Annotated in this window: 22 protein-coding genes and 1 pseudogene; 12 read left to right on the top strand and 11 right to left on the bottom strand. The window is 50.3% G+C overall.

Annotated elements, in window-relative coordinates:
• Nucleotides 1–9: 9 nt before the first annotated feature.
• The 3 genes from ACJHWT_RS11035 to ACJHWT_RS11045 are packed head-to-tail and all read left to right on the top strand — an operon-like array spanning nt 10 to nt 3669.
• Entirely contained in the window at nt 10–822 is an 813-nt protein-coding gene (locus ACJHWT_RS11035) for a class I SAM-dependent methyltransferase (protein ID WP_000904015.1), read from the top strand.
• Nucleotides 819–1673 carry a ModD protein gene (gene modD, locus ACJHWT_RS11040; RefSeq protein ID WP_000576828.1) on the top strand — a complete coding sequence of 285 codons (855 nt, stop codon included), beginning with the start codon at nt 819–821 and terminating at the stop codon, nt 1671–1673. Before ACJHWT_RS11035 ends, modD begins: the two co-directional genes overlap by 4 nt.
• A 25-nt stretch (nt 1674–1698) precedes the next feature.
• Complete coding sequence (locus tag ACJHWT_RS11045) at nt 1699–3669, top strand: TonB-dependent receptor plug domain-containing protein (RefSeq protein WP_001308595.1); 1971 nt, start codon at nt 1699–1701, stop codon at nt 3667–3669.
• 49 nt (nt 3670–3718) lie between these two features.
• Here ACJHWT_RS11045 and ACJHWT_RS11050 read toward each other — a convergent pair whose 3' ends face one another.
• A complete protein-coding gene (locus ACJHWT_RS11050) occupies nt 3719–3973 on the bottom strand; it encodes a GlsB/YeaQ/YmgE family stress response membrane protein (RefSeq protein ID WP_000511315.1) in 255 nt (84 codons plus the stop codon).
• Nucleotides 3974–4173: 200 nt separating this feature from the next.
• Here ACJHWT_RS11050 and ACJHWT_RS11055 point away from each other — a divergent pair, with 200 nt between their 5' ends.
• Nucleotides 4174–4908: a flagellar brake protein gene (locus tag ACJHWT_RS11055; RefSeq protein WP_000020137.1), complete on the top strand. Its 735-nt coding sequence runs from the start codon at nt 4174–4176 to the stop codon at nt 4906–4908.
• A gap of 1 nt (nt 4909) precedes the next feature.
• Here the strand turns inward: ACJHWT_RS11055 and emtA are convergent, their stop codons facing one another.
• Nucleotides 4910–5521 (bottom strand): membrane-bound lytic murein transglycosylase EmtA, encoded by a 612-nt coding sequence (gene emtA, locus ACJHWT_RS11060; protein ID WP_001295616.1) that lies wholly within the window; start codon nt 5519–5521, stop codon nt 4910–4912.
• 99 nt (nt 5522–5620) lie between these two features.
• Between emtA and ldcA the strand changes: the two genes are divergently transcribed.
• Together ldcA and ACJHWT_RS11070 are read left to right on the top strand one after the other, a co-directional pair.
• Entirely contained in the window at nt 5621–6535 is a 915-nt protein-coding gene (gene ldcA, locus ACJHWT_RS11065; protein ID WP_000051557.1) for a muramoyltetrapeptide carboxypeptidase, read from the top strand.
• A gap of 94 nt (nt 6536–6629) precedes the next feature.
• Nucleotides 6630–8366 (top strand): potassium/proton antiporter, encoded by a 1737-nt coding sequence (locus ACJHWT_RS11070; RefSeq protein WP_000340206.1) that lies wholly within the window; start codon nt 6630–6632, stop codon nt 8364–8366.
• A gap of 56 nt (nt 8367–8422) precedes the next feature.
• Here the strand turns inward: ACJHWT_RS11070 and dadX are convergent, their stop codons facing one another.
• Nucleotides 8423–9493 carry a catabolic alanine racemase DadX gene (gene dadX, locus ACJHWT_RS11075; protein WP_000197840.1) on the bottom strand — a complete coding sequence of 357 codons (1071 nt, stop codon included), beginning with the start codon at nt 9491–9493 and terminating at the stop codon, nt 8423–8425.
• Between the two features lie 9 nt (nt 9494–9502).
• A complete protein-coding gene (dadA, locus tag ACJHWT_RS11080; RefSeq protein WP_001266891.1) occupies nt 9503–10801 on the bottom strand; it encodes a D-amino acid dehydrogenase in 1299 nt (432 codons plus the stop codon).
• A gap of 329 nt (nt 10802–11130) precedes the next feature.
• On the opposite strand from dadA, the gene ACJHWT_RS11085 reads away from it, so the two are divergent.
• Nucleotides 11131–12663, top strand: coding sequence for a SpoVR family protein (locus tag ACJHWT_RS11085; protein WP_000190855.1), 1533 nt, complete (start codon nt 11131–11133; stop codon nt 12661–12663).
• A 51-nt stretch (nt 12664–12714) separates the two neighbouring features.
• Here the strand turns inward: ACJHWT_RS11085 and fadR are convergent, their stop codons facing one another.
• A complete protein-coding gene (fadR, locus tag ACJHWT_RS11090; RefSeq protein ID WP_000234823.1) occupies nt 12715–13434 on the bottom strand; it encodes a fatty acid metabolism transcriptional regulator FadR in 720 nt (239 codons plus the stop codon).
• Nucleotides 13435–13655: 221 nt separating this feature from the next.
• On the opposite strand from fadR, the gene nhaB reads away from it, so the two are divergent.
• Complete coding sequence (gene nhaB / locus ACJHWT_RS11095) at nt 13656–15197, top strand: Na(+)/H(+) antiporter NhaB (protein ID WP_000406402.1); 1542 nt, start codon at nt 13656–13658, stop codon at nt 15195–15197.
• Between the two features lie 145 nt (nt 15198–15342).
• Nucleotides 15343–15873: a disulfide bond formation protein DsbB gene (gene dsbB / locus ACJHWT_RS11100; protein WP_000943452.1), complete on the top strand. Its 531-nt coding sequence runs from the start codon at nt 15343–15345 to the stop codon at nt 15871–15873.
• A 44-nt stretch (nt 15874–15917) separates the two neighbouring features.
• Here dsbB and umuC read toward each other — a convergent pair whose 3' ends face one another.
• Both umuC and ACJHWT_RS11110 read right to left on the bottom strand, forming a co-directional pair.
• Entirely contained in the window at nt 15918–17186 is a 1269-nt protein-coding gene (umuC, locus tag ACJHWT_RS11105; RefSeq protein ID WP_000457597.1) for a DNA polymerase V catalytic protein, read from the bottom strand.
• Nucleotides 17186–17605, bottom strand: a complete 420-nt coding sequence (locus ACJHWT_RS11110) for a translesion error-prone DNA polymerase V autoproteolytic subunit (RefSeq protein ID WP_000897377.1) — start codon at nt 17603–17605, stop codon at nt 17186–17188. The genes umuC and ACJHWT_RS11110 overlap by 1 nt, the downstream gene beginning before the upstream one ends.
• Nucleotides 17606–17864: 259 nt before the next feature.
• Here ACJHWT_RS11110 and hlyE point away from each other — a divergent pair.
• A pseudogene (hlyE, locus tag ACJHWT_RS11115) lies at nt 17865–18192 on the top strand (hemolysin HlyE); the annotation flags it as partial.
• 206 nt (nt 18193–18398) lie between these two features.
• On the opposite strand, the gene ACJHWT_RS11120 reads toward hlyE, so the two are convergent.
• From ACJHWT_RS11120 to ACJHWT_RS11130, 3 genes are all read right to left on the bottom strand, one after another.
• Nucleotides 18399–18845, bottom strand: a complete 447-nt coding sequence (locus tag ACJHWT_RS11120) for a YcgN family cysteine cluster protein (protein ID WP_001339583.1) — start codon at nt 18843–18845, stop codon at nt 18399–18401.
• Between the two features lie 91 nt (nt 18846–18936).
• On the bottom strand, nt 18937–19596 hold the full coding sequence (locus ACJHWT_RS11125) for a fumarylacetoacetate hydrolase family protein (RefSeq protein WP_000284277.1): 660 nt from the start codon (nt 19594–19596) through the stop codon (nt 18937–18939).
• Nucleotides 19597–19667: 71 nt separating this feature from the next.
• Nucleotides 19668–19961, bottom strand: coding sequence for a YcgL domain-containing protein (locus ACJHWT_RS11130; RefSeq protein ID WP_001386210.1), 294 nt, complete (start codon nt 19959–19961; stop codon nt 19668–19670).
• 241 nt (nt 19962–20202) lie between these two features.
• Here ACJHWT_RS11130 and pliG point away from each other — a divergent pair, with 241 nt between their 5' ends.
• On the top strand, nt 20203–20604 hold the full coding sequence (pliG, locus tag ACJHWT_RS11135) for a g-type lysoyme inhibitor PliG (protein ID WP_000693755.1): 402 nt from the start codon (nt 20203–20205) through the stop codon (nt 20602–20604).
• 102 nt (nt 20605–20706) lie between these two features.
• On the opposite strand, the gene ACJHWT_RS11140 is transcribed toward pliG, so the two are convergent.
• The gene (locus ACJHWT_RS11140) at nt 20707–21075 is read right to left on the bottom strand and encodes a YcgJ family protein (RefSeq protein WP_001056850.1); all 369 of its coding nucleotides are present in this window, start codon (nt 21073–21075) and stop codon (nt 20707–20709) included.
• A 435-nt stretch (nt 21076–21510) separates the two neighbouring features.
• Here ACJHWT_RS11140 and ACJHWT_RS11145 point away from each other — a divergent pair.
• On the top strand, nt 21511–21588 hold a 78-nt coding region (locus ACJHWT_RS11145; protein WP_223602324.1), incomplete at its 3' end, for a hypothetical protein.

A 21588-nucleotide genomic window follows, 5' to 3' on the forward strand; every position in this document is an offset into this window, starting at 1 on the left:
GGAAAAATCATGCTCATTGACGATATTGATTTTGCAGACCTTTACCTTCAGCAACTCAGGCTGGCCCATCGCACAGAAAAAACGCCGGATCACTGGGATCAACGGGCGGAAAAAATGGCGGAAAATTGCGCCTCGCCGACGGACAGCTACCTGCAACAACTGACCTCAAAAATTGACCTGCAAGGCGCGCAAACCTTATTCGATATGGGCTGCGGACCGGGTACCGTATCGCTGGCGCTGGCGGACAAACTCACGACGATTTATGGCGTTGATTACAGTCAGGGGATGCTGAACGTTGCCGCCCGTCGCGCCGCCGCGCTAAAGGCAGACAATGTCCACTGGATCCAGCGCGCCTGGGAAGAGGACTGGAGTGACCTGCCACGCTGCGATATTGCCGTGGCTTCCCGCTCCACTCTGGTGGCTGATATGCGCCAGGCAATGAGCAAACTGAATAATCAGGCACGGCTTCGCGTCTATACGACTCATCTGGTCAGCACCTCGTTCGTCTCTCCAGCCATTCAGCGGGCGGCTGGTCGGGAAGTGGTCGAATTACCCAACTATATCTTTGCGCTCAACGTCCTGTATCAGATGGGAATTTATGCTCACGTTGATTTTATCCGCGGACAAAATTGCCAACAGGATAACAGCACCTGGGAACGTTTTGAGCAGAACGTCAGCTGGAGTCTGGGCGCGCTTAACGACGATGAGCGTGAGCGGTTATATCGCTGGTATCAACAACAAGATGCTCGTGCCCTCGCCCCTGCCAGCCGCGACTGGGCGCTCATCTGGTGGGATAGCGTACCGCAGGAGACACTGCGATGATTTTCCTTTCTCAGGCACAAATCGATGCGTTACTGCTGGAAGATATCCAGGGCGGTGACCTGACCACGCGAGCATTAAATATTGGACACCAGCATGGCTATATAGAGTTTTTTCTCCGTCAGGGCGGCTGCGTCAGCGGAATTTCTGTCGCGTGTAAGATGTTAACTACGCTGGGATTAACTATTGATGACGCGGTCAGCGACGGTTCTCAAGCGAACGCGGGTCAGCGGCTAATCCGTGCGCAAGGTAATGCCGCAGCACTTCATCAGGGATGGAAGGCAGTCCAGAATGTGCTGGAGTGGAGTTGCGGTGTTTCTGATTATCTCGCTCAAATGCTGGCGTTACTTCGTGAACGTTACCCTGATGGCAATATCGCCTGCACCCGAAAAGCAATTCCGGGCACCCGCTTACTGGCCTCGCAGGCAATTCTGGCTGCCGGAGGACTGATTCATCGTGCCGGATGTGCGGAAACCATATTATTGTTTGCCAACCACCGCCATTTTCTTCATGACAATCAGGACTGGTCAGGCGCAATCAATCAGTTACGTCGCCACGCACCCGAGAAGAAAATAGTTGTTGAAGCCGACACGCCGAAAGAGGCAATCGCCGCGTTACGCGCGCAACCAGACGTACTTCAGCTCGACAAATTTAGTCCGCAACAGGCAACTGAAATTGCGCAAATAGCACCGTCGCTGGCTCCCCACTGCACGCTGGCTCTGACCGGCGGAATTAATCTGACAACACTCAAAAATTACCTCGACTGCGGCATTCGCCTTTTTATTACCTCCGCGCCTTATTACGCGACACCAGCTGACATTAAAGTCAGTCTGCAACCCGCAGCTTCTATTTAATTCTTTGTTAAACGGAATTTATTCTATGAGACTCAAAAAACGTTATCTCTGCACAGCATTATCACTTGCCTTTACCCAGCAGGCCGTAGCGGCTCAGGAGAGTGACACGCTGACCGTATGGTCCAGTCCGGTATCATCGACGACGACCACCGTTCTCGATCAACCCACCATGAAGGCCCTGGATAAACAGAATGTCGCTCAGGCATTAAGTGTCGTCCCCGGCGTGGTGCTGCAAAAGTCAGGTAGCCGCAACGAAGAACAGGTCAAAGTTCGTGGCTTTGATAGTCGTCAGGTGCCGGTCTATTTCGACGGTGTGCCCATTTATGTTCCCTATGACGGCAACCTCGATCTGGCGCGGATTCTGACCAACAATTTGGGGGCAGTTGAAGTTTCCAAAGGGTATTCGTCGCTGCTTCAGGGGCCTAATCAGATGGGCGGAGCCATTAATATCACCACCCAGAAGCCAACAAAACCTCTGGAAGCAAATCTGGGATATCGCCAGGGATGGAGCCGTAGCCAGGACAATGCCTACGATATGCATGCTTCATTTGCCGCCAGCAGCGATCTGGGGTATTTGCAAGTCAGCGGTAGCCAGCTAAAGCAGGATTTTCTCGGCCTGCCGCATGGTGTAAATAATGATATTGCAGGCAAACACGGCAAGATGATTAATTCATCGGCTGATGATAAACGCGGCATTGTGAAACTCGGTTTTACACCACGCGAAAACGATGAATACACATTGACTTACATTAAGCAGGATGGTGAAAAAGATAACCCGCCATACAGTGGAAATAGTGGTCAAAAATCACGCTACTGGCAGTGGCCAGAGTATGACAAAGAAAGTTTTTATTATCAGGGAACGACCCAACTAAACGATCGTTTTACCCTGAAAAGTCGGCTATATCGCGACACCTTTGAAAATACGCTGATGATGTACAACTCGCTGGCTGATTTGAAAAATAAAAAAGGCAGCTACAGCCATTATTCCGATTACAGCGACGGTGCCGGGTTACAACTGGCAGCCGATGTGCGTGAAAACGATCTGCTGTCGTTTGCCGTTAACTGGAAAGATGACGTACACCGGGAAAAAGGTGCGCCGCACGCCGCTTACGATCGCTATGAAGATCGTACCTGGTCGCTCGCCAGTGAATATCAATGGGCTGCTGCCGATAATGTCGATGTCGTGGCTGGAATCAGCTATGACTGGCGCGATAGCGTAGAAGCGAAAAAACATGAGAAAGATGGAAGCATCACCCATTATGACGACAACAATCAGTCAGCTTTTAACTGGCAGGTGATGGGGAAATACCACTTTGCCAATGAAGACACGCTGGCGCTTTCGTACTATGACCGCACACGCTTTCCGACGCTGAAAGAACGCTATACCACGTCCAAACCTGCGTATAACCAGATAGCGATTGTTAACCCGCAGCTCAAACCGGAACGCGCGCGCGGGGTGGATTTAACCTGGAATGGTGCCTTCACGCACGACTGGGGGTTTGAGGTCAGCGTTTACTATAACCGAGTGAGTGATGCCATCCTCTCGCACAATATCGATGCCGATACCATTCAAAATCAGAACAGCGGCACGGTGGATTACAGCGGTCTGGATGCCGGTATTAAGGGGAAAATCAGCAATATACTGGATGTAGGATTGAGCTACGCCCTGATCCACGCTGATGCCAAACGCAAAGACATCGGCAAGATAACCGATCTGCCAACGCAGACAATGACCGCATGGATGACTCTCAAACCGTGGGAGCCGTTAAGCGTAACGCTGTCGGAAGAGGCGCGTTCCTCCAGCTACAGCAACAGTGACGGTTCACAAAAAGCCGCCGGTTTTGCGGTGACCCACATTCGAGCCGATTACACCTTAGGTCATGGCTTCAGCGTCAATGCGTCGGTCAATAACCTGTTTGATACCAAATATGCCTACAGTGAAGGGTTTATTGAAGAAGGTCGCAATTTCTGGGCAGGTATCGAGTATACGTTCTGATGTGAAAGCGGATAGCGGCATCTGTATCGCTATCCGCCTTATGAAAATCTTATTCTCTTCGCAGGAGGCGGAATACGCCCAGCACCAGGATAGCGCCCACCACCGCCACCAGGAAGCTGTGCAGATTAAAACCACTAATGGAGCCGCCAATGCCAAACATGGTCGCCAGCCAGCCGCCGACCACCGCACCGACTATCCCGAGAATACAGGTCAGGAAAAATCCACCACCATCACGCCCCGGCATGATTAGCTTGGCGATAATGCCGGCTATCAGGCCAAAAATAATCCAGGCAATAATTCCCATGTTCAGGCCCTCGTTTCGATGAATCGGACGCAAGAAATGCTTACGTCAACGCTCTAAGTATAGGCAAGGGCGGAATCGATGCTGGGCGTATGTCGGCTGATTTAAGAACAACATGTAAAAAATATTCACGCATTTGTATTAAGTTTTGTTAACTGTGACCGATAAACCAAAGACAGTTTGTCAGTCAGGAGTTTTTCCGCGTGAGTCATTACCATGAGCAGTTCCTGAAACAAAATCCGTTAGCCGTCCTGGGCGTGTTACGCGATTTGCACAAAGCCGCAATTCCTTTGCGTATCAGCTGGAATGGCGGGCAGCTGATCAGCAAAATACTGGCAATAACTCCGGATAAACTGGTGCTGGATTTCGGCAGCCAGGCCGAAGATAACAACGCCGTGCTAAAGGCGCAGCACATTATCATTACCGCCGAAACTCAGGGTGCGAAAGTCGAGTTTACTGTTGAACAACTACAGCAGAGTGAATACTTGCAGCTTCCGGCATTTATTACCGTACCGCCTCCCACCTTATGGTTTGTACAACGACGCCGATATTTCCGCATCACCGCCCCACTCCATCCGCCTTATTTTTGCCAGACCAAACTGGCGGATAACAGTACGTTACGTTTCCGCCTGTATGATTTGTCGTTAGGCGGCATGGGCGCATTACTGGAAACAGCAAAGCCTACCGGATTGCACGAAGGCATGCGCTTCGCTCAGATTGAAGTCAACATGGGGCAATGGGGTGTTTTTCACTTTGACGCCCAGTTAATCTCCATCAGCGAGCGCAAAGTGATTGATGGGAAGAATGAAACCATCACCACTCCCCGTCTGAGCTTCCGTTTTCTTAACGTCAGCCCGACGGTGGAGCGGCAATTACAGCGGATTATTTTCTCTCTCGAGCGGGAAGCCCGGGAGAAAGCGGACAAAGTGCGCGACTGATTTACATCGCGTCCAGTGCCTGCTCAAGTTTGTAGATATAGCGCGGAGCCTGCGGCGCAGGATGATTTCGCGCTACGTGATCGAGGAACTCGTCAGCATCCAGATCGTTGATTTTGCTGATCGCCTTTTTCCGATCTGACGAGAAAGTCCGTAGCAGCGCACCTGCCCCGTTAGCATATGACACCACCAGCGCATATTGCAGTACCTTCGGATCTTCAATGCCTGCCAGCGGGCCGGTTTCCAGAATATTCAGGTAAGCCGCCCCCATTGAAATATTACGCTCCGGATTTTTCAGCTCGCTGGTCGTCGGCTCACCACTCCAGCCCATACGGCGATAAACATCACGTCCGGAGGTTGAAGCTTTTAACTGCATCAAACCAATGGCATTCGATTTACTCACCGCGTTCGGATTACCACCCGATTCGATAGCGATAATCGCCGTGATCAATTGTGGATCGACGCCCCAGGCTGCACCGGCTTTCTGGCTTATTGGCATCCACTGCATCGCACGTTGCACCGGAACTTTCGCGTTCCACGGCGGGTTCGTATAGTCATGCTTCGATGAACAACCCGCTAATAACACAATCAAAAAGGCAAACCATCTCAATTTCACTTCTTCTATCCTTATAGCCTGGAATCGCCGTTGAGGTGACAACGGCACACCTAAGCGGCATGATATACATTTCGTTTCTGTTGTCAGCAAGGAATTACCATGTCTCTGTTTCACTTAATTGCCCCATCGGGTTACTGCATTAAACAGCACGCCGCGCTGCGTGGTATCCAGCGCCTTACCGACGCGGGGCATCAGGTCAATAACGTCGAGGTTATTGCCCGTCGTTGTGAGCGTTTTGCGGGTACGGAAACGGAGCGTCTGGAAGATCTCAATTCTCTTGCCAGACTGACTACCCCCAACACCATCGTGCTGGCTGTACGCGGCGGTTACGGTGCCAGTCGTTTACTGGCAGATATTGACTGGCAGGCACTGGTGGCTCGCCAACAACATGACCCGTTGCTCATTTGCGGACATAGCGATTTTACCGCCATTCAGTGCGGTCTTCTGGCGCATGGCAATGTCATCACCTTTAGCGGCCCCATGCTGGTAGCAAACTTTGGCGCGGATGAACTGAACGCCTTTACCGAGCACCATTTCTGGCTGGCGTTACGCAATGAAACCTTCACCATTGAATGGCAAGGGGAAGGCCCGACATGTCAGACCGAAGGCACGTTATGGGGAGGCAATCTCGCGATGCTGATTTCACTGATTGGTACACCGTGGATGCCGCAAATCGAAAACGGTATTCTGGTGCTGGAAGATATTAACGAGCATCCTTTCCGCGTCGAACGTATGCTGTTGCAGCTCTATCATGCTGGAATTTTGCCACGTCAGAAGGCGATTATTCTCGGTAGCTTTAGCGGCAGCACGCCCAATGATTATGACGCAGGTTACAACCTGGAGTCAGTGTACGCGTTTTTGCGTTCCCGCCTGTCGATTCCACTCATTACCGGCCTCGATTTTGGTCATGAACAACGTACGGTTACGCTGCCGTTGGGCGCACAAGCCATGCTTAATAACACCCAGGAAGGCACTCAGTTGACGATTAGCGGTCATCCTGTTCTTAAAATGTAAAAAAATCACGCTTCAGGGCTAAGTAAAACGCTGTCTCTGCCGCTAATATGGTAGGGTTTATATAAGAGACAGCGTAATCAGGAGTAACCGACCGTTGGATGCCACAACAATAATTAGCCTTTTCATCTTAGGATCCATCCTTGTCACCAGCAGTATATTACTTAGTTCATTTTCTTCCCGTCTTGGCATTCCTATTCTGGTTATTTTTCTGGCGATCGGCATGCTGGCGGGGGTTGATGGCGTCGGCGGTATCCCGTTTGATAATTACCCCTTCGCCTACATGGTAAGTAACCTGGCGCTGGCGATTATTTTGCTCGACGGCGGGATGCGCACTCAGGCCAGTTCCTTTCGTGTGGCGTTAGGACCGGCGCTGTCGCTGGCGACGCTGGGCGTACTTATCACCTCTGGTTTAACCGGCATGATGGCGGCGTGGCTGTTTAATCTTGATTTGATTGAAGGCTTATTAATCGGCGCTATCGTCGGCTCCACCGATGCTGCAGCGGTCTTTTCTCTGCTGGGTGGTAAGGGGCTTAACGAACGTGTTGGCTCGACGCTGGAAATTGAATCCGGCAGTAATGATCCAATGGCGGTCTTTCTGACGATTACCCTGATTGCGATGATCCAGCAGCATGAAAGCAGTGTCAGCTGGATGTTCGTGGTTGATATTCTGCAGCAATTTGGCCTCGGGATTGTCATCGGTCTTGGCGGTGGTTATTTACTGCTGCAAATGATTAATCGCATCGCCCTGCCCGCCGGATTATATCCATTGCTGGCATTAAGCGGCGGTATTTTAATTTTTGCTTTAACCACGGCGCTGGAAGGTAGCGGTATTCTGGCTGTTTATCTGTGCGGTTTTCTGCTGGGTAATCGCCCGATTCGCAACCGCTATGGCATCCTGCAAAATTTCGACGGCCTCGCCTGGCTGGCGCAAATCGCCATGTTCCTGGTGCTGGGGCTGTTGGTTAACCCAAGCGATCTGCTGCCTATTGCCATTCCGGCGCTCATTTTGTCCGCATGGATGATATTCTTCGCTCGTCCTCTTTCGGTATTTGCCGGATTGCTACCGTTCCGTGGTTTTAATCTGCGTGAGCGCGTGTTTATCAGCTGGGTGGGATTACGCGGCGCGGTGCCAATCATCCTGGCCGTGTTCCCGATGATGGCGGGGCTGGAGAATGCGCGACTGTTCTTTAATGTCGCCTTCTTTGTGGTTCTGGTTTCACTACTCTTGCAGGGGACATCACTCTCGTGGGCGGCGAAAAAAGCCAAAGTGGTCGTTCCGCCAGTGGGACGTCCGGTGTCACGCGTTGGTCTGGATATTCATCCGGAAAATCCGTGGGAGCAGTTTGTTTATCAGTTGAGTGCCGATAAATGGTGCGTGGGCGCGGCACTGCGCGATCTGCATATGCCAAAAGAGACGCGTATTGCGGCACTGTTTCGTGATAACCAGTTGCTTCATCCTACCGGCAGCACCCGACTGCGCGAAGGCGATGTGTTGTGTGTAATTGGTCGGGAACGCGATCTCCCGGCGCTCGGTAAACTGTTCAGCCAGTCGCCACCGGTCGCGCTAGATCAACGCTTCTTTGGTGACTTCATTCTCGAAGCCAGTGCCAAATATGCTGATGTGGCGCTGATATATGGCCTGGAAGACGGGCGAGAATATCGTGATAAGCAGCAAACGCTGGGTGAAATTGTCCAGCAGTTGTTAGGCGCGGCACCGGTTGTCGGTGATCAGGTAGAATTTGCCGGAATGATCTGGACGGTGGCCGAGAAAGAGGATAATGAAGTGTTGAAGATTGGTGTTCGGGTAGCGGAGGAAGAAGCCGAATCTTAAGTTTAATGTGTTTTGTAACGCTGGATACGACGCTGGTCGCATCCAGCGATAACAAGTTACACTGTCACAACCGGGACACGTAACGCCAGCGCGCACATCAACTCATAGCCCACCGTTCCGGCAGCGGCGGCGACATCATCAATTTTGATCTCCTTGCCCCACAGCTCAACCGGCGTACCAATCCCCGCCTGCGGGCAAGGCGTTAAATCAACCGCCAGCATATCCATCGAGACGGTCCCCACCGTCATGGTGCGCACGCCGTCCACTAAAACAGGAGTACCGGTAGGCGCATGGCGCGGATAACCGTCGGCGTATCCTGCGGCGACAATGCCGATTCGCTGTTCATCGCGCGCAGTATAGCGACCGCCGTAGCCCACACGCTCGCCCGCTTTTAGCGTCTGGACACCAATAATCTCACTGCTTAGCGTCATCACCGGACGTAATCCGGTATTGGCGATATCACGCCACTGACCGGACGGCGAAGCGCCATACAAAATAATGCCAGGCCGAACCCAGTCAAAATGCGCTTCCGGGTGCCACAGAGTCGCCGCCGAATTGGACAACGAACGCCGACACTCCAGCCCTTCCGCCGCCTGCTCAATACGCGCCATCGCGCTGGAAATTCCATCAGGATGTTCCGCCTCGGCAAAATGCGACATCAGGGTCATTTCGCCAACATTCGCCATCGCCCGCAACTGCTGCCAGACGGTAAGCACGCGATCGGGCTGGAAGCCCAACCGATTCATCCCACTGTTCACTTTAAGATAAATATCCAACGGTGCTTTTAGCCGCGCATTTTGCAGTGCTTTGAGCTGCCAGTTGCTGTGTACGCAGGTGGTCAGGCGGTGCTGGTCATAAATCTCCAGATCCTGAGCATGGAAAAATCCTTCCAGCATCAGGATCGGTCCTTTCCAGCCGCGCTCACGTAACGTTATTGCCTCTTCCAGATTAAGCAATGCAAAGCCATCGGTGGCCCCGAGCGCGCTCCAGATACGCTCAATACCGTGCCCGTAAGCGTTTGCTTTTACCACCGACCAGACGCGCGCGTGCGGCGCGGCCTGGCGGACAATGGACAGATTCTGTTTTAATGCCTGCAGATCGAGGCTGGCCTGTATCGGACGGGTCATCTCGTTTCCTTAGCTGTGTGCGCCATGTAAATGGCCCGGGCGTGATGGCGTAAATCCACGGCTGTAGCGCGCTACGCTTAGATCCTCATATGGGATCGCTGGCGTGCGACCAGAGAGCAGATCGCTTAACAACTGACCGGAACCGCAAGCCATCGTCCAGCCGAGCGTGCCGTGACCGGTATTCAGCCACAGATTTTTAAAGCCTGTACGCCCGACAAACGGCGTGCCGTCTGGCGTCATCGGGCGCAGACCCGTCCAGAAAGTCGCCTGCTCGACATGACCGCCGCGTGGATAGAGATCGCGAACCACCATTTCCAGCGTTTCACGACGCGGTTGCAACAGCTCGGTGTTAAAACCAACAATTTCCGCCATTCCGCCAACACGAATGCGGTTATCGAAACGGGTAATGGCGATTTTGTAGGTTTCATCAAGAATGGTGGATACCGGCGCACCATCTTCCTGCGCAATGGGAATGGTCAGCGAGTAGCCTTTCAAAGGATACACCGGAATATCAACAATGCCTTTGAGCATCGCCGTCGAGTAAGAACCAAATGCCATCACATATGCATCGGCCTTAATCACTTCATCGCCACACTTCACGCCGTAAATTTGCTCGCCGTCGCAAAGCAGTTGATCAACGGGCGTATTAAAGCGGAATTTAACCCCCGCCTGCTCCGCCATCCGCGCCAGATTCTGGGTAAACAGCTGGCAGTCTCCGGTTTCGTCATTGGGCAGTTGCAGACCACCCGTCAGTTTGTGCGCCACTTCTGCCAGCGCGGGCTCCACTTCCGCCAGGCGGCTGGATTCCAGCAGCAGGTACGGTACGCCAGCATCTTCCAGCACGGCGATATCGCGGGTCGCATTTTCATACTGTTGTTCGGTACGGAACAGTTGCAGCGTCCCACCCTGACGCCCTTCATACTGAATATTGGTTTCGGCGCGCAATGCTTTCAGGCAATCACGGCTGTATTCCGCCAGACGCACCATCCGTCCTTTGTTTTCCATGTAGTGGCTGGTGTCGCAGTTACGTAACATTTGCCACATCCATTTCAACTGGAACTGCGTACCGTCGAGACGAACCGCCAGCGGCGCATGGCGCTGGAACATCCATTTAATCGCTTTTAAAGGCACACCTGGTGCCGCCCACGGTGCAGCATATCCGGGGGAGATTTGCCCGGCATTCGCGGCACTGGTTTCCAGGGCGGCCCCCGGCTCCCGATCAATGACGGTGACCTCATGTCCTGCCTGATTTAAGTACCAGGCGCTGGCAACGCCTACCACACCACTTCCCAGTATGACAACTCGCATAGCCACTCCGATAACGGTAGATACAGTAAAAGAATAATAATCCAATTACATCTTGATAACTCAGTTGAAAATATTATTCAACATACGGCTTTTTTATGGTGAGCTGGCTCACATCTCCCTGACTCTGCGGCAATATGGCGTCTTTAGTATCTCCTGCTGAACGCCCTTTTTATCCAGCATAAAATTCCGTTCAGAAGCGGATTAGTGGCACTCTGATAATAAGAAATCGCAAAGAAAAAAATTCTCCGGCGACGCGGTTTTTAACAGGTGTTCTATGCTTGAAATGAGGTGCTCCACACAGAGAGCGCCGACAACAATGAGGTGCGCGTATGGCGACGATCGATTCTATGAATAAGGACACCACACGTTTGAGCGATGGACCCGACTGGACGTTCGACCTGCTGGATGTTTATCTGGCAGAGATAGACCGGGTGGCGAAACTCTACCGGCTGGATACCTACCCGCACCAGATTGAAGTGATAACCTCAGAACAGATGATGGATGCCTACTCCAGCGTCGGCATGCCAATTAACTATCCGCACTGGTCATTCGGTAAAAAGTTTATCGAGACTGAACGGCTGTATAAGCACGGTCAGCAAGGACTGGCCTATGAAATCGTCATTAACTCTAACCCGTGTATCGCTTACCTGATGGAAGAAAACACCATTACCATGCAAGCGCTGGTGATGGCACACGCCTGCTATGGGCATAACTCTTTCTTCAAAAACAATTACTTATTCCGTAGCTGGACCGACGCCAGTTCGATTGTCGATTATCTGATTTTTGCCCGTAAATATATTACCGAGTGCGAAGAACGTTATGGCGTTGATGAAGTAGAACGGCTTCTGGACTCGTGCCACGCGCTGATGAACTACGGCGTGGACCGGTACAAACGCCCGCAAAAAATCTCGCTGCAAGAAGAGAAAGCCCGGCAGAAAAGTCGCGAAGAGTATCTGCAAAGTCAGGTCAATATGCTCTGGCGTACCCTGCCGAAGCGCGAGGAAGAGAAAACGGTTGCTGAAGCGCGCCGCTATCCGTCCGAGCCACAAGAAAACCTGCTCTATTTTATGGAGAAAAATGCGCCACTGCTGGAATCATGGCAGCGTGAAATTCTGCGTATTGTGCGTAAGGTGAGCCAGTATTTTTATCCGCAAAAACAGACTCAGGTGATGAACGAAGGCTGGGCGACCTTCTGGCACTACACCATCCTTAACCATCTGTATGATGAAGGGAAAGTAACGGAACGTTTTATGCTGGAGTTTTTGCACAGCCACACCAATGTGGTCTTCCAGCCGCCCTATAACAGCCCGTGGTACAGCGGCATCAACCCGTATGCCCTCGGGTTCGCCATGTTCCAGGATATTAAACGGATTTGTCAGTCGCCAACGGAAGAAGACAAATACTGGTTCCCGGATATCGCCGGTTCCGACTGGCTGGAAACGCTGCATTTCGCGATGCGTGATTTCAAAGATGAGAGTTTTATCAGCCAGTTCCTGTCACCGAAAGTGATGCGTGATTTCCGCTTCTTCACCGTGCTGGATGACGATCGGCATAATTATCTGGAGATTTCCGCTATTCATAATGAAGAAGGTTATCGGGAGATCCGTAACCGGTTATCGTCTCAATATAATTTAAGTAATCTGGAGCCGAATATTCAGATCTGGAACGTGGATTTGCGCGGCGACCGTTCGCTGACGCTGCGTTACATTCCACATAATCGCGCACCGCTGGATCGGGGGCGCAAAGAAGTGCTGAAGCATGTGCATCGCCTATGGGGATTTGATGTGATGCTGGAACAGCAAAACGAAGACGGCAGCGTCGAGTTGCTGGAACGTTGCCCGCCGAGAATGGGAAATCTGTAAAAACAACGAAAAACCCCTCGTTTGAGGGGTTTGCTTTTTAAACGGAAGGGATTATCGTCCCTGAATGGCTAAATCACCCGGCAGATTTTTCTGCATCCGGTGCCAAATCTCGCCACTCTCATGCCCATAGCGACGCACTGTTTCATATACCTGATCGTGTGCGCCTTCACTGCACAACGCCGACAGTTTGTGATAGAAGCCCAGCGCCAGACTGCGCGCTTCCGGATTGGCGAAATAGTGACGACCAATGCGCGTATACAGCCCTTTCATCCCGTTAAGGATCAGACCGTAAATCGGGTTGCCGGAAGCAAACGCCAGGCCGCGGAAAATGTTGTAATCCAGCTCGGCAAAGGCGTCGGCGTGATCGGCCACTTCATTAGCGGTTGCCAGCACTTCCTGCGCTTTATCGGGATGTTGACGAAACGCGGTGCGAATAAAAATAGTTGAAATATTGGTACGCACCGACAGCAAATTATCAATAAGCTGCGGCACACTTTCGTGGTCCAGTCGCGCCAGTGTTTCAAGGATATTTAAACCAGAGGTTTCCCAGAAATTATTCACCTTCGTCGGCTTGCCGTGTTGAATGGTCAACCAGCCATCTCGTGCCAGACGTTGTAACACTTCACGTAACGTAGTACGCGTTACGCCAATTAATTCTGAAAGTTCACGTTCTGCGGGCAAAATAGTCCCGGGAGGGAAGCGGTTATTCCAGATACTTTCAATAATGTACTCTTCCGCGAAACCCGCCGGGCTTTGCGCCTTAATGACCATAGTGAGATTTCCATAACACAGCAAAACAAAGTTGGACTCATCATACCAGAGGGCTAACTACGCTGATAGAAGACAAAAAGAAGAAAAAAGGGATCAAGGCTTCATTTTCTGCATCTCTTTCCCCTTGACTATCAAGACTTGCCTCACTCCTGTCTGACCGTTAAGCTTTGCGTTTAAACATAAAAACATCATTGATTATTTCTAAGGTAAGGGAAACCATCATGGAGATCTCCTGGGGCCGCGCACTATGGCGCAATTTTTTGGGCCAGTCCCCCGACTGGTACAAACTCGCCCTCATCATTTTCTTAATCGTAAATCCGTTAATTTTCCTCATCAGCCCTTTCGTCGCTGGCTGGTTGCTGGTAGCGGAATTTATTTTCACTCTGGCGATGGCCCTGAAATGCTACCCGCTGCTCCCCGGTGGTTTGTTGGCTATCGAAGCAGTATTCATCGGCATGACCAGCGCGGAACACGTCCGTGAAGAGGTGGCGGCAAATCTTGAAGTCTTGCTGTTACTGATGTTTATGGTGGCGGGTATCTATTTTATGAAACAGCTGTTGCTGTTCATATTTACCCGTTTGCTGTTAAGTATTCGCTCCAAAATGCTGCTGTCGCTCTCTTTTTGCGTGGCGGCGGCGTTCCTCTCCGCGTTCCTCGATGCCTTAACCGTCGTGGCGGTGGTGATCAGCGTTGCAGTCGGTTTTTATGGTATTTATCACCGCGTAGCCTCTTCCCGTACTGAAGATACCGACCTGCAAGACGATAGTCATATCGACAAGCATTACAAAGTGGTTCTGGAACAGTTCCGTGGCTTTCTGCGTAGTCTGATGATGCATGCCGGTGTCGGCACCGCATTAGGCGGCGTGATGACCATGGTGGGCGAACCACAAAACCTGATCATCGCTAAAGCGGCTGGCTGGCATTTTGGCGATTTCTTCCTGCGCATGTCGCCGGTGACCGTCCCGGTTCTGATTTGTGGCCTGTTAACCTGCCTGCTGGTAGAGAAGCTGCGTTGGTTTGGCTACGGTGAAACGCTGCCGGAGAAAGTCCGCGAAGTGCTGCAACAGTTTGACGATCAAAGCCGCAACCAGCGTACCCGTCAGGATAAAATCCGTCTGATTGTCCAGGCGATTATCGGCGTCTGGCTGGTGACTGCGCTGGCACTGCATCTGGCAGAAGTCGGTTTGATTGGTTTGTCGGTCATTATTCTGGCGACATCATTGACCGGTGTTACCGATGAACATGCTATCGGTAAAGCCTTCACCGAATCTCTGCCATTCACCGCACTGTTGACGGTGTTTTTCTCAGTAGTCGCGGTGATTATCGACCAACAACTGTTTTCGCCGATTATTCAGTTTGTGTTGCAGGCATCTGAACATGCTCAGCTGTCGTTGTTCTATATTTTCAACGGTCTGCTGTCATCCATTTCGGATAACGTCTTCGTGGGGACGATTTATATCAACGAAGCGAAAGCGGCAATGGAAAGTGGCGCTATCACGTTGAAGCAATATGAGCTGCTGGCGGTCGCCATTAATACCGGTACCAATCTGCCCTCCGTCGCTACGCCGAACGGTCAGGCTGCGTTCCTGTTCCTGCTGACCTCTGCACTCGCGCCATTGATTCGTCTCTCTTATGGCCGCATGGTGTGGATGGCCCTGCCTTACACCCTCGTCCTGACACTCGTCGGGCTGCTCTGCGTCGAGTTTACGCTTGCTCCTGTAACCGAATGGTTTATGCAAATGGGCTGGATAGCAACGCTTTGATAACAACTTACCGGGCATATAAATGCCCGGTTTGCCTTTTCGCCCGATAATTGTCCAATTGCGTCCTATTTTTGCTGCCTCCTGGTGGCGCAGCGAATGAATTGGTTTAAACTGCGCACTCTATGCATATTGCAGGGAAATGATTATGTTGCGATTTTTGAACCAATGTTCACAAGGCCGGGGCGCATGGCTGTTGATGGCGTTTACTGCTCTGGCACTGGAACTGACGGCGCTGTGGTTCCAGCATGTGATGTTACTGAAACCTTGCGTGCTCTGTATTTATGAACGCTGCGCGTTATTCGGCGTTCTGGGTGCTGCGCTGATTGGCGCGATCGCCCCGAAAACTCCGCTGCGTTATGTAGCGATGGTTATCTGGTTGTATAGTGCGTTCCGCGGTGTGCAGTTAACTTACGAGCACACCATGCTTCAGCTCTATCCTTCGCCGTTTGCGACCTGTGATTTTATGGCTCGTTTCCCGGAATGGCTGCCGCTGGATAAATGGGTGCCGCAAGTGTTTGTCGCCTCTGGCGATTGCGCCGAGCGTCAGTGGGAATTTTTAGGTCTGGAAATGCCGCAGTGGCTGCTCGGTATTTTTATCGCTTACCTGATTGTCGCGGTGCTGGTGGTGATTTCCCAGCCGTTTAAAGCGAAAAAACGTGACCTGTTCGGTCGCTAATCCATTCGGCGCTCCTGCGGGAGCGCTTTTTCCTGCCGCTATGTTTATTTGACCCGCAGTAAATCAGAACTTCGCGTTGTATAACATGGTGAAAGCATGGCACGCTTCATCTGCCATTGTTGCTGGATCCCCTGCCCGGCAAAATAGAGTGTTCCTCTGCCCTCTTTAGCATTCAGCGTATCCATTACCGCCATCAATTGCTCACTCCCGGGGCGCGGTGCGTTGTCATCGAATAAATTGAGCTGCGCGACTCCCTGACTGAAGAAATCCCCCAGCATCACGCCCGCTTTTTGGTAGCGATGGCCCGCTTGCCAGATGGCATCCAGAGATCGCGTAGCGGCGTTAATGATATCCCTGCTGTCCTGAGTGGGCGTCAGCAGTTTTACCGATGCGCTATTGCCGTAATAAGGTTCATTGAACGCAAATGGTGACGTCTTAATAAACGTGGAGATAAACCGACAATATTGATGCTCGCTGCGAAGTTTTTCCGCCGCCCGGGCAGCGTAACTACAAATGGCCTGCCGCATCGACGGATAATCCGTGATGCGTTCACCAAACGAGCGGGAACAGATAATTTCCTGCTTCGTCGGTGCAAACTCTTCCAGTTGCAAACAGGGTTCACCGCGCAGTTCACGCACCGTTCTTTCGAGCACGACATTAAAATGTTTACGGATAAACCGGATATCTGAATCCGCCAAATCGAGAACGGTTTTGATCCCCATCGCGTCCAGTTTTTTGCTGATCCGCCGTCCAATCCCCCAGACTTCATCCACGGGGAGAGCAGACATTAATTTACGCTGGCGTTCCAGATTTGATAAATCCACCACCCCGCCCGTCTGCCGCTGCCATTTTTTTGCCGCATAATTGGCAAGCTTAGCCAGCGTTTTGGTCTGGGCGATCCCCACACCAACAGTAAGATGGGTACGTTGTAGCACCGTTGCGCGAATTTCTCTGCCAAAATCAGTCAGATCGCGACAATTATGCACACCTGTCAGATCGCAGAATGCCTCATCAATACTGTAAATCTCGACGCGGGGCGATAGTTCTTCCAGCGTCGACATCACCCGATTACTCATGTCTGCGTAAAGCTCATAATTGCTGCTAAAGCAAACCACGCCACAGCGACGAAACAGATCTTTTTGTTTGAACCAGGGATCGCCCATTTTAACGCCCAGCGCCTTTGCCTCAGCGTTTCGGGCGATAACGCAACCGTCATTATTCGATAGCACAACCACCGGTTTACCCCATAAATCAGGGCGAAACACCGTCTCACAGCTGGCATAAAACGCGTTTACATCACAGAGGGCAAACATCAGCGCATCGCCTTAACGACGTGGATCACCACACCAAAGACATCCAGCGTATCTTCGCTACTGATGATAATGGGCGAGTACGCACTGTTCATAGGAATAAGCTGTACCGTCGGGCGTAGTTGCAATTTTTTCACCGTAAACTCACCGTCAACAGCAGCGATGACAATATCACCATGGCTGGCGGTAATAGCGCTATCGACAATCAGTAAATCACCGTCACTAATCCCACCATCAATCATAGAATCACCACTTGCTTTGACGAAATAAGTCGCGCTGGGATGCTGGATCAACAGTTGATTCAGATCGATGCGCTGTTCAACGTAATCTGCGGCCGGTGAAGGAAAGCCACACTGAACAAGATCGCTAAATAGCGGAAAAGTCACAATTTCGCGGAGATCCGCAGGCTTGATAAACAACATAATAATCTGCCTGAAGCTATACTGTTTTTATATACAGTAGTCTGTTCTTGTCAGCAGATCAATACTGATTCAGGCTATCAATATTTGTCGCTGCATAGACTGCTGATTTTTCGTTCTCTTATCCTGTGCTCACGCGGCCTTCTGGCGACAGCGTCCATCCAGCAGAAAGGAAAAATATCACCTGGTTTAAAATAGAATCGAAGCATTCGCCCAGAAAGGCATTCTCATTAAGGTACTGGATGACGGCATCAAGAAACTGTGTTCTATTGCTGCGGGCGTAGTTGAAGGGAAACTGATTCCAGAATTGAAGAACAAGTTAAAATCTGTGCAGAGTTTCTTTACCACCCTGTCTAACACGGTTAAACAAGCGAATAAAGATATCGATGCCGCCAAATTGAAATTAACTACCGAAATAGCCGCCATCGGGGTGATAAAAACGGAAACTGAAACAACCAGATTCTACGTTGATTATGATGATTTAATGCTTTCTTTACTAAAAGTAAGCGGCCAAAAAAATGATTAACACCTGTAATGAGTATCAGAAAAGACACGGTAAGAAGACACTCTTTGAGATACCTGAAGTCTGATAAGCGATTATTCTCTCTATGTACTCAAGGTATAAAGTTTATCACATTTAAAAATACAGACGTTTTTTAAAGATTGAGAGTTACCTGTTGATAATAAGGTATCGGGTAACTCTCATTATGACAGAGCGCTTTCAAAAACAGGGCTACGAAATGGCGAGCATCCAGACGTGAATTAAGAAAGCCCCCATCAACATCTATTAAATTTATCACTGCGCCCAGTCAGGTTTATTTAAGATATGATCCTGCCAGTCAATCACTTCTGATTCTTTTACTGCGATATGACGCACAGAGATACGTTCACCATGCATTGCCGCTTTCGAACCAGTAAGCAGCGGATGCCACGCAGGTAAACCTTTACCTTCCGCCAGCAAACGATAAGCGCAGGTCATTGGCAGCCATTCGAATGTTGGCAGATTTTCACGGGTTAATTTAATGCAGTCGGGTTCAAACTCGAAACGACGTTCGTAGTTCCGACATTGACAGGTTTTAATATTGAGCTGGCGACAGGCGACGTTAGTGAAGTAGATTTCGTCGGTGTCTTCATCCATCAGTTTATGCAGGCAACACTGACCGCAACCATCACACAACGACTCCCATTCCGCATCGCTCATTTCGTCCAGGGTTTTACTTTGCCAGAAAGGTACATCGCTCATCAGGTGTTCCGCCATTACGTTAAAACGCACCTTATAACCAGTCTGGCATAGCGATGCAAGTTTTGCCGCCGCTTTCAGGCGGCAAAAAGTATTACAAAACGCGAGTTGTCAAAGAATGCCCATCGAAAGTGACTGTCAGCTCATCACCGCTTTGCAACGGGCCGACACCATCAGGCGTGCCTGTCAGCACAACGTCACCGGCCTTGAGGGTAAAAAACTTGCTCATATAAGCGATCAGCGGAACGATTTTATGGATCATGTCCGCAGTCGTACCTTGCTGGCGTTGCTCGCCGTTTACGCTCAGGCCCAGCGTTGTATTTTGCGGGTCGCCGGTAAACTCCGCCGCGGGAATAAACCCGGAAAGCGGACAAGAGTTATCAAACGCTTTGGCCTTTTCCCACGGCTGCCCGGCTTTCTTCATTTTTCCCTGAACATCACGCAATGTCAGATCGAGCGCCACGCCGTAACCGGCAATGGCTTTGCGGACATGCTCTTCCGTAGCCTGACGCAGCGTCGCGCCAATCAACACCGCCAGTTCGACTTCATGATGAACTGAACCGAAATCGGATGGGATCGCCAATGGCTGCCGCAGATCGCACAGTGCCGTTTCTGGTTTAATAAACAGCACTGGCTCTTCGGGCACTGCGCTGCCCATCTCTTTAATATGTTTGGCATAGTTACTGCCAACACAGACTACTTTACTCACCGGATAATCCAGCAGCGCACCTTGCCAGTTGTGATGTTGATACATAACGTTCCCCTCACCTTATCGTGGATATGAAAACCCGCGCCGACAAAGATAATGCCACCGCCGGATATCGGTTATTTGTTAATGTCGTCTGTTTTTTGCCCCATGACGGAAAGATGTTGCTTCAGCAAATCTTCGGGTGGTGGCGGTAACTGCAAATAGTAACCTTGCTCGGTTAATGCCTGTTTAACCTTTTCAATATCGGCATTAACCAGTTTCTTCCGCCCATCCAGCGGAAGAATCATCGCTAACTGAGGCTGACCAAAACCTTTCATCAGTTCCTCAGGAACACGCGAAAAATCGTCTTTTTTTTCGACATATAAATAGGTCTGGTCACGCTTGCTGCTTCGATAAATCACACAAAACATACTTTTACTCTTTAAGATGCCAGGTTTTGGCATAAGCTAACATCAATGAAACCCGCGCCACAAGCCAGCCAGCTGTAGATTTCTACGGTTTGTTCAGTCCATGCCCCCTTTATAAGTAATCCCCCCGGCAAAAATGCCGCGCCGGGATTTAACCGAACACAGGAAAGCCACTGGAATTCTCCCGTGAAGGATTGTTATATTATAACAGTTCATCGTACTCATTCTGAACAGGAGACTACCAATGAAAATTAAGGGCATCAGTAAGGCTGTATTGTTGCTTGCACTGCTAACCTCCACGAGCTTTGCTGCGGGTAAGAATGTCAATGTTGAGTTCAGAAAAGGCCATAGCAGCGCTCAGTACTCCGGCGAAATAAAGGGATACGATTACGATACATATACCTTCTATGCCAAAAAAGGTCAGAAAGTGCACGTGAGTATCTCTAACGAAGGCGCTGATACTTACCTCTTCGGGCCAGGAATCGATGATTCTGTTGATTTATCCAGATATTCCCCAGAACTCGATAGTCACGGACAATACTCACTCCCTGCTTCTGGCAAATATGAGCTGCGAGTGCTGCAAACCCGAAACGACGCCCGTAAAAACAAAACTAAAAAATATAACGTCGATATTCAAATTAAGTAAATGTCAACCGACGGGGACTCTCCCCGTCATAAACGTTAACGCCCCACTCCTCTCTGTCGCTCAAGAGGTTAATGACGAATAGAACATAATGTAAACAAGACATCACTCACGACACATAAATAACATCTTTGTGGTGGTTTGATTGATTTTTCCACTCCGCTTACCATCCACACCAAAATAACGATCATCACGACATAATTTTTCTTTAACATCGCAAAATACACCGTTAGCGAATGTAAATTCGCTGGGATCGTAGCCTTGTAATGATTGTAAGTTTTCAGCGGCTTTTTCGCCGAGATATTTCCTTGTTAACTCTGGGGAAATGCCATCTGAACTCACACAAATATACGGGTCGCAAACAACGCCGCACGCCGGAGATTGAAGTCCGCCAGCGTCATTTCCAGACGCCATTGATGAGAACATCATCCCCACACCTGACAATCCGATATAAAAAATACGCATCATATTCATAGCACATCCTGATAATCCAACCGTACAACACTTATGCTCATTTCATCATCAATCCGTAATCAAAACCGCTGACCTGGACGAGTTACGATGACCTGACAGAAGTATCAGACGTCTTCTGCGGTTTCTATGATAGAGCAATTCTGTGGCGGATATTAAGATAACGGGTATCTGTTCTTTAATGATGCCGCAAAAAATGGAAAGTTAAGAAAGCCTGGCGTGGTGAAAAAATACACTTGCCTCAATACTGGATATTTAAACAGGTCTGAAGATGCTGTCACGATTAGGGTGCGGAAAAAGGACGCGTAAATAAGAACAATCAAAAGTACGACGGCAATGGGTTGATTGACAAGGGTATTTTTTAAGCTATGAATCAGCGCCATTTATCACAGAATAGACTTTTACTGGTTTTGTTGAATAAATCGAACTTTTGCTGAGTTGAAGGATCAGATCACGTATCTTCCCGACAACGCAGACCGTTCCGTGGCAAAGCAAAAGTTCAAAATCACCAACTGG

This window comes from Escherichia sp. WS338 (assembly GCF_046486405.1).
Taxonomy (GTDB): Bacteria; Pseudomonadota; Gammaproteobacteria; order Enterobacterales; family Enterobacteriaceae; genus Escherichia; species Escherichia coli.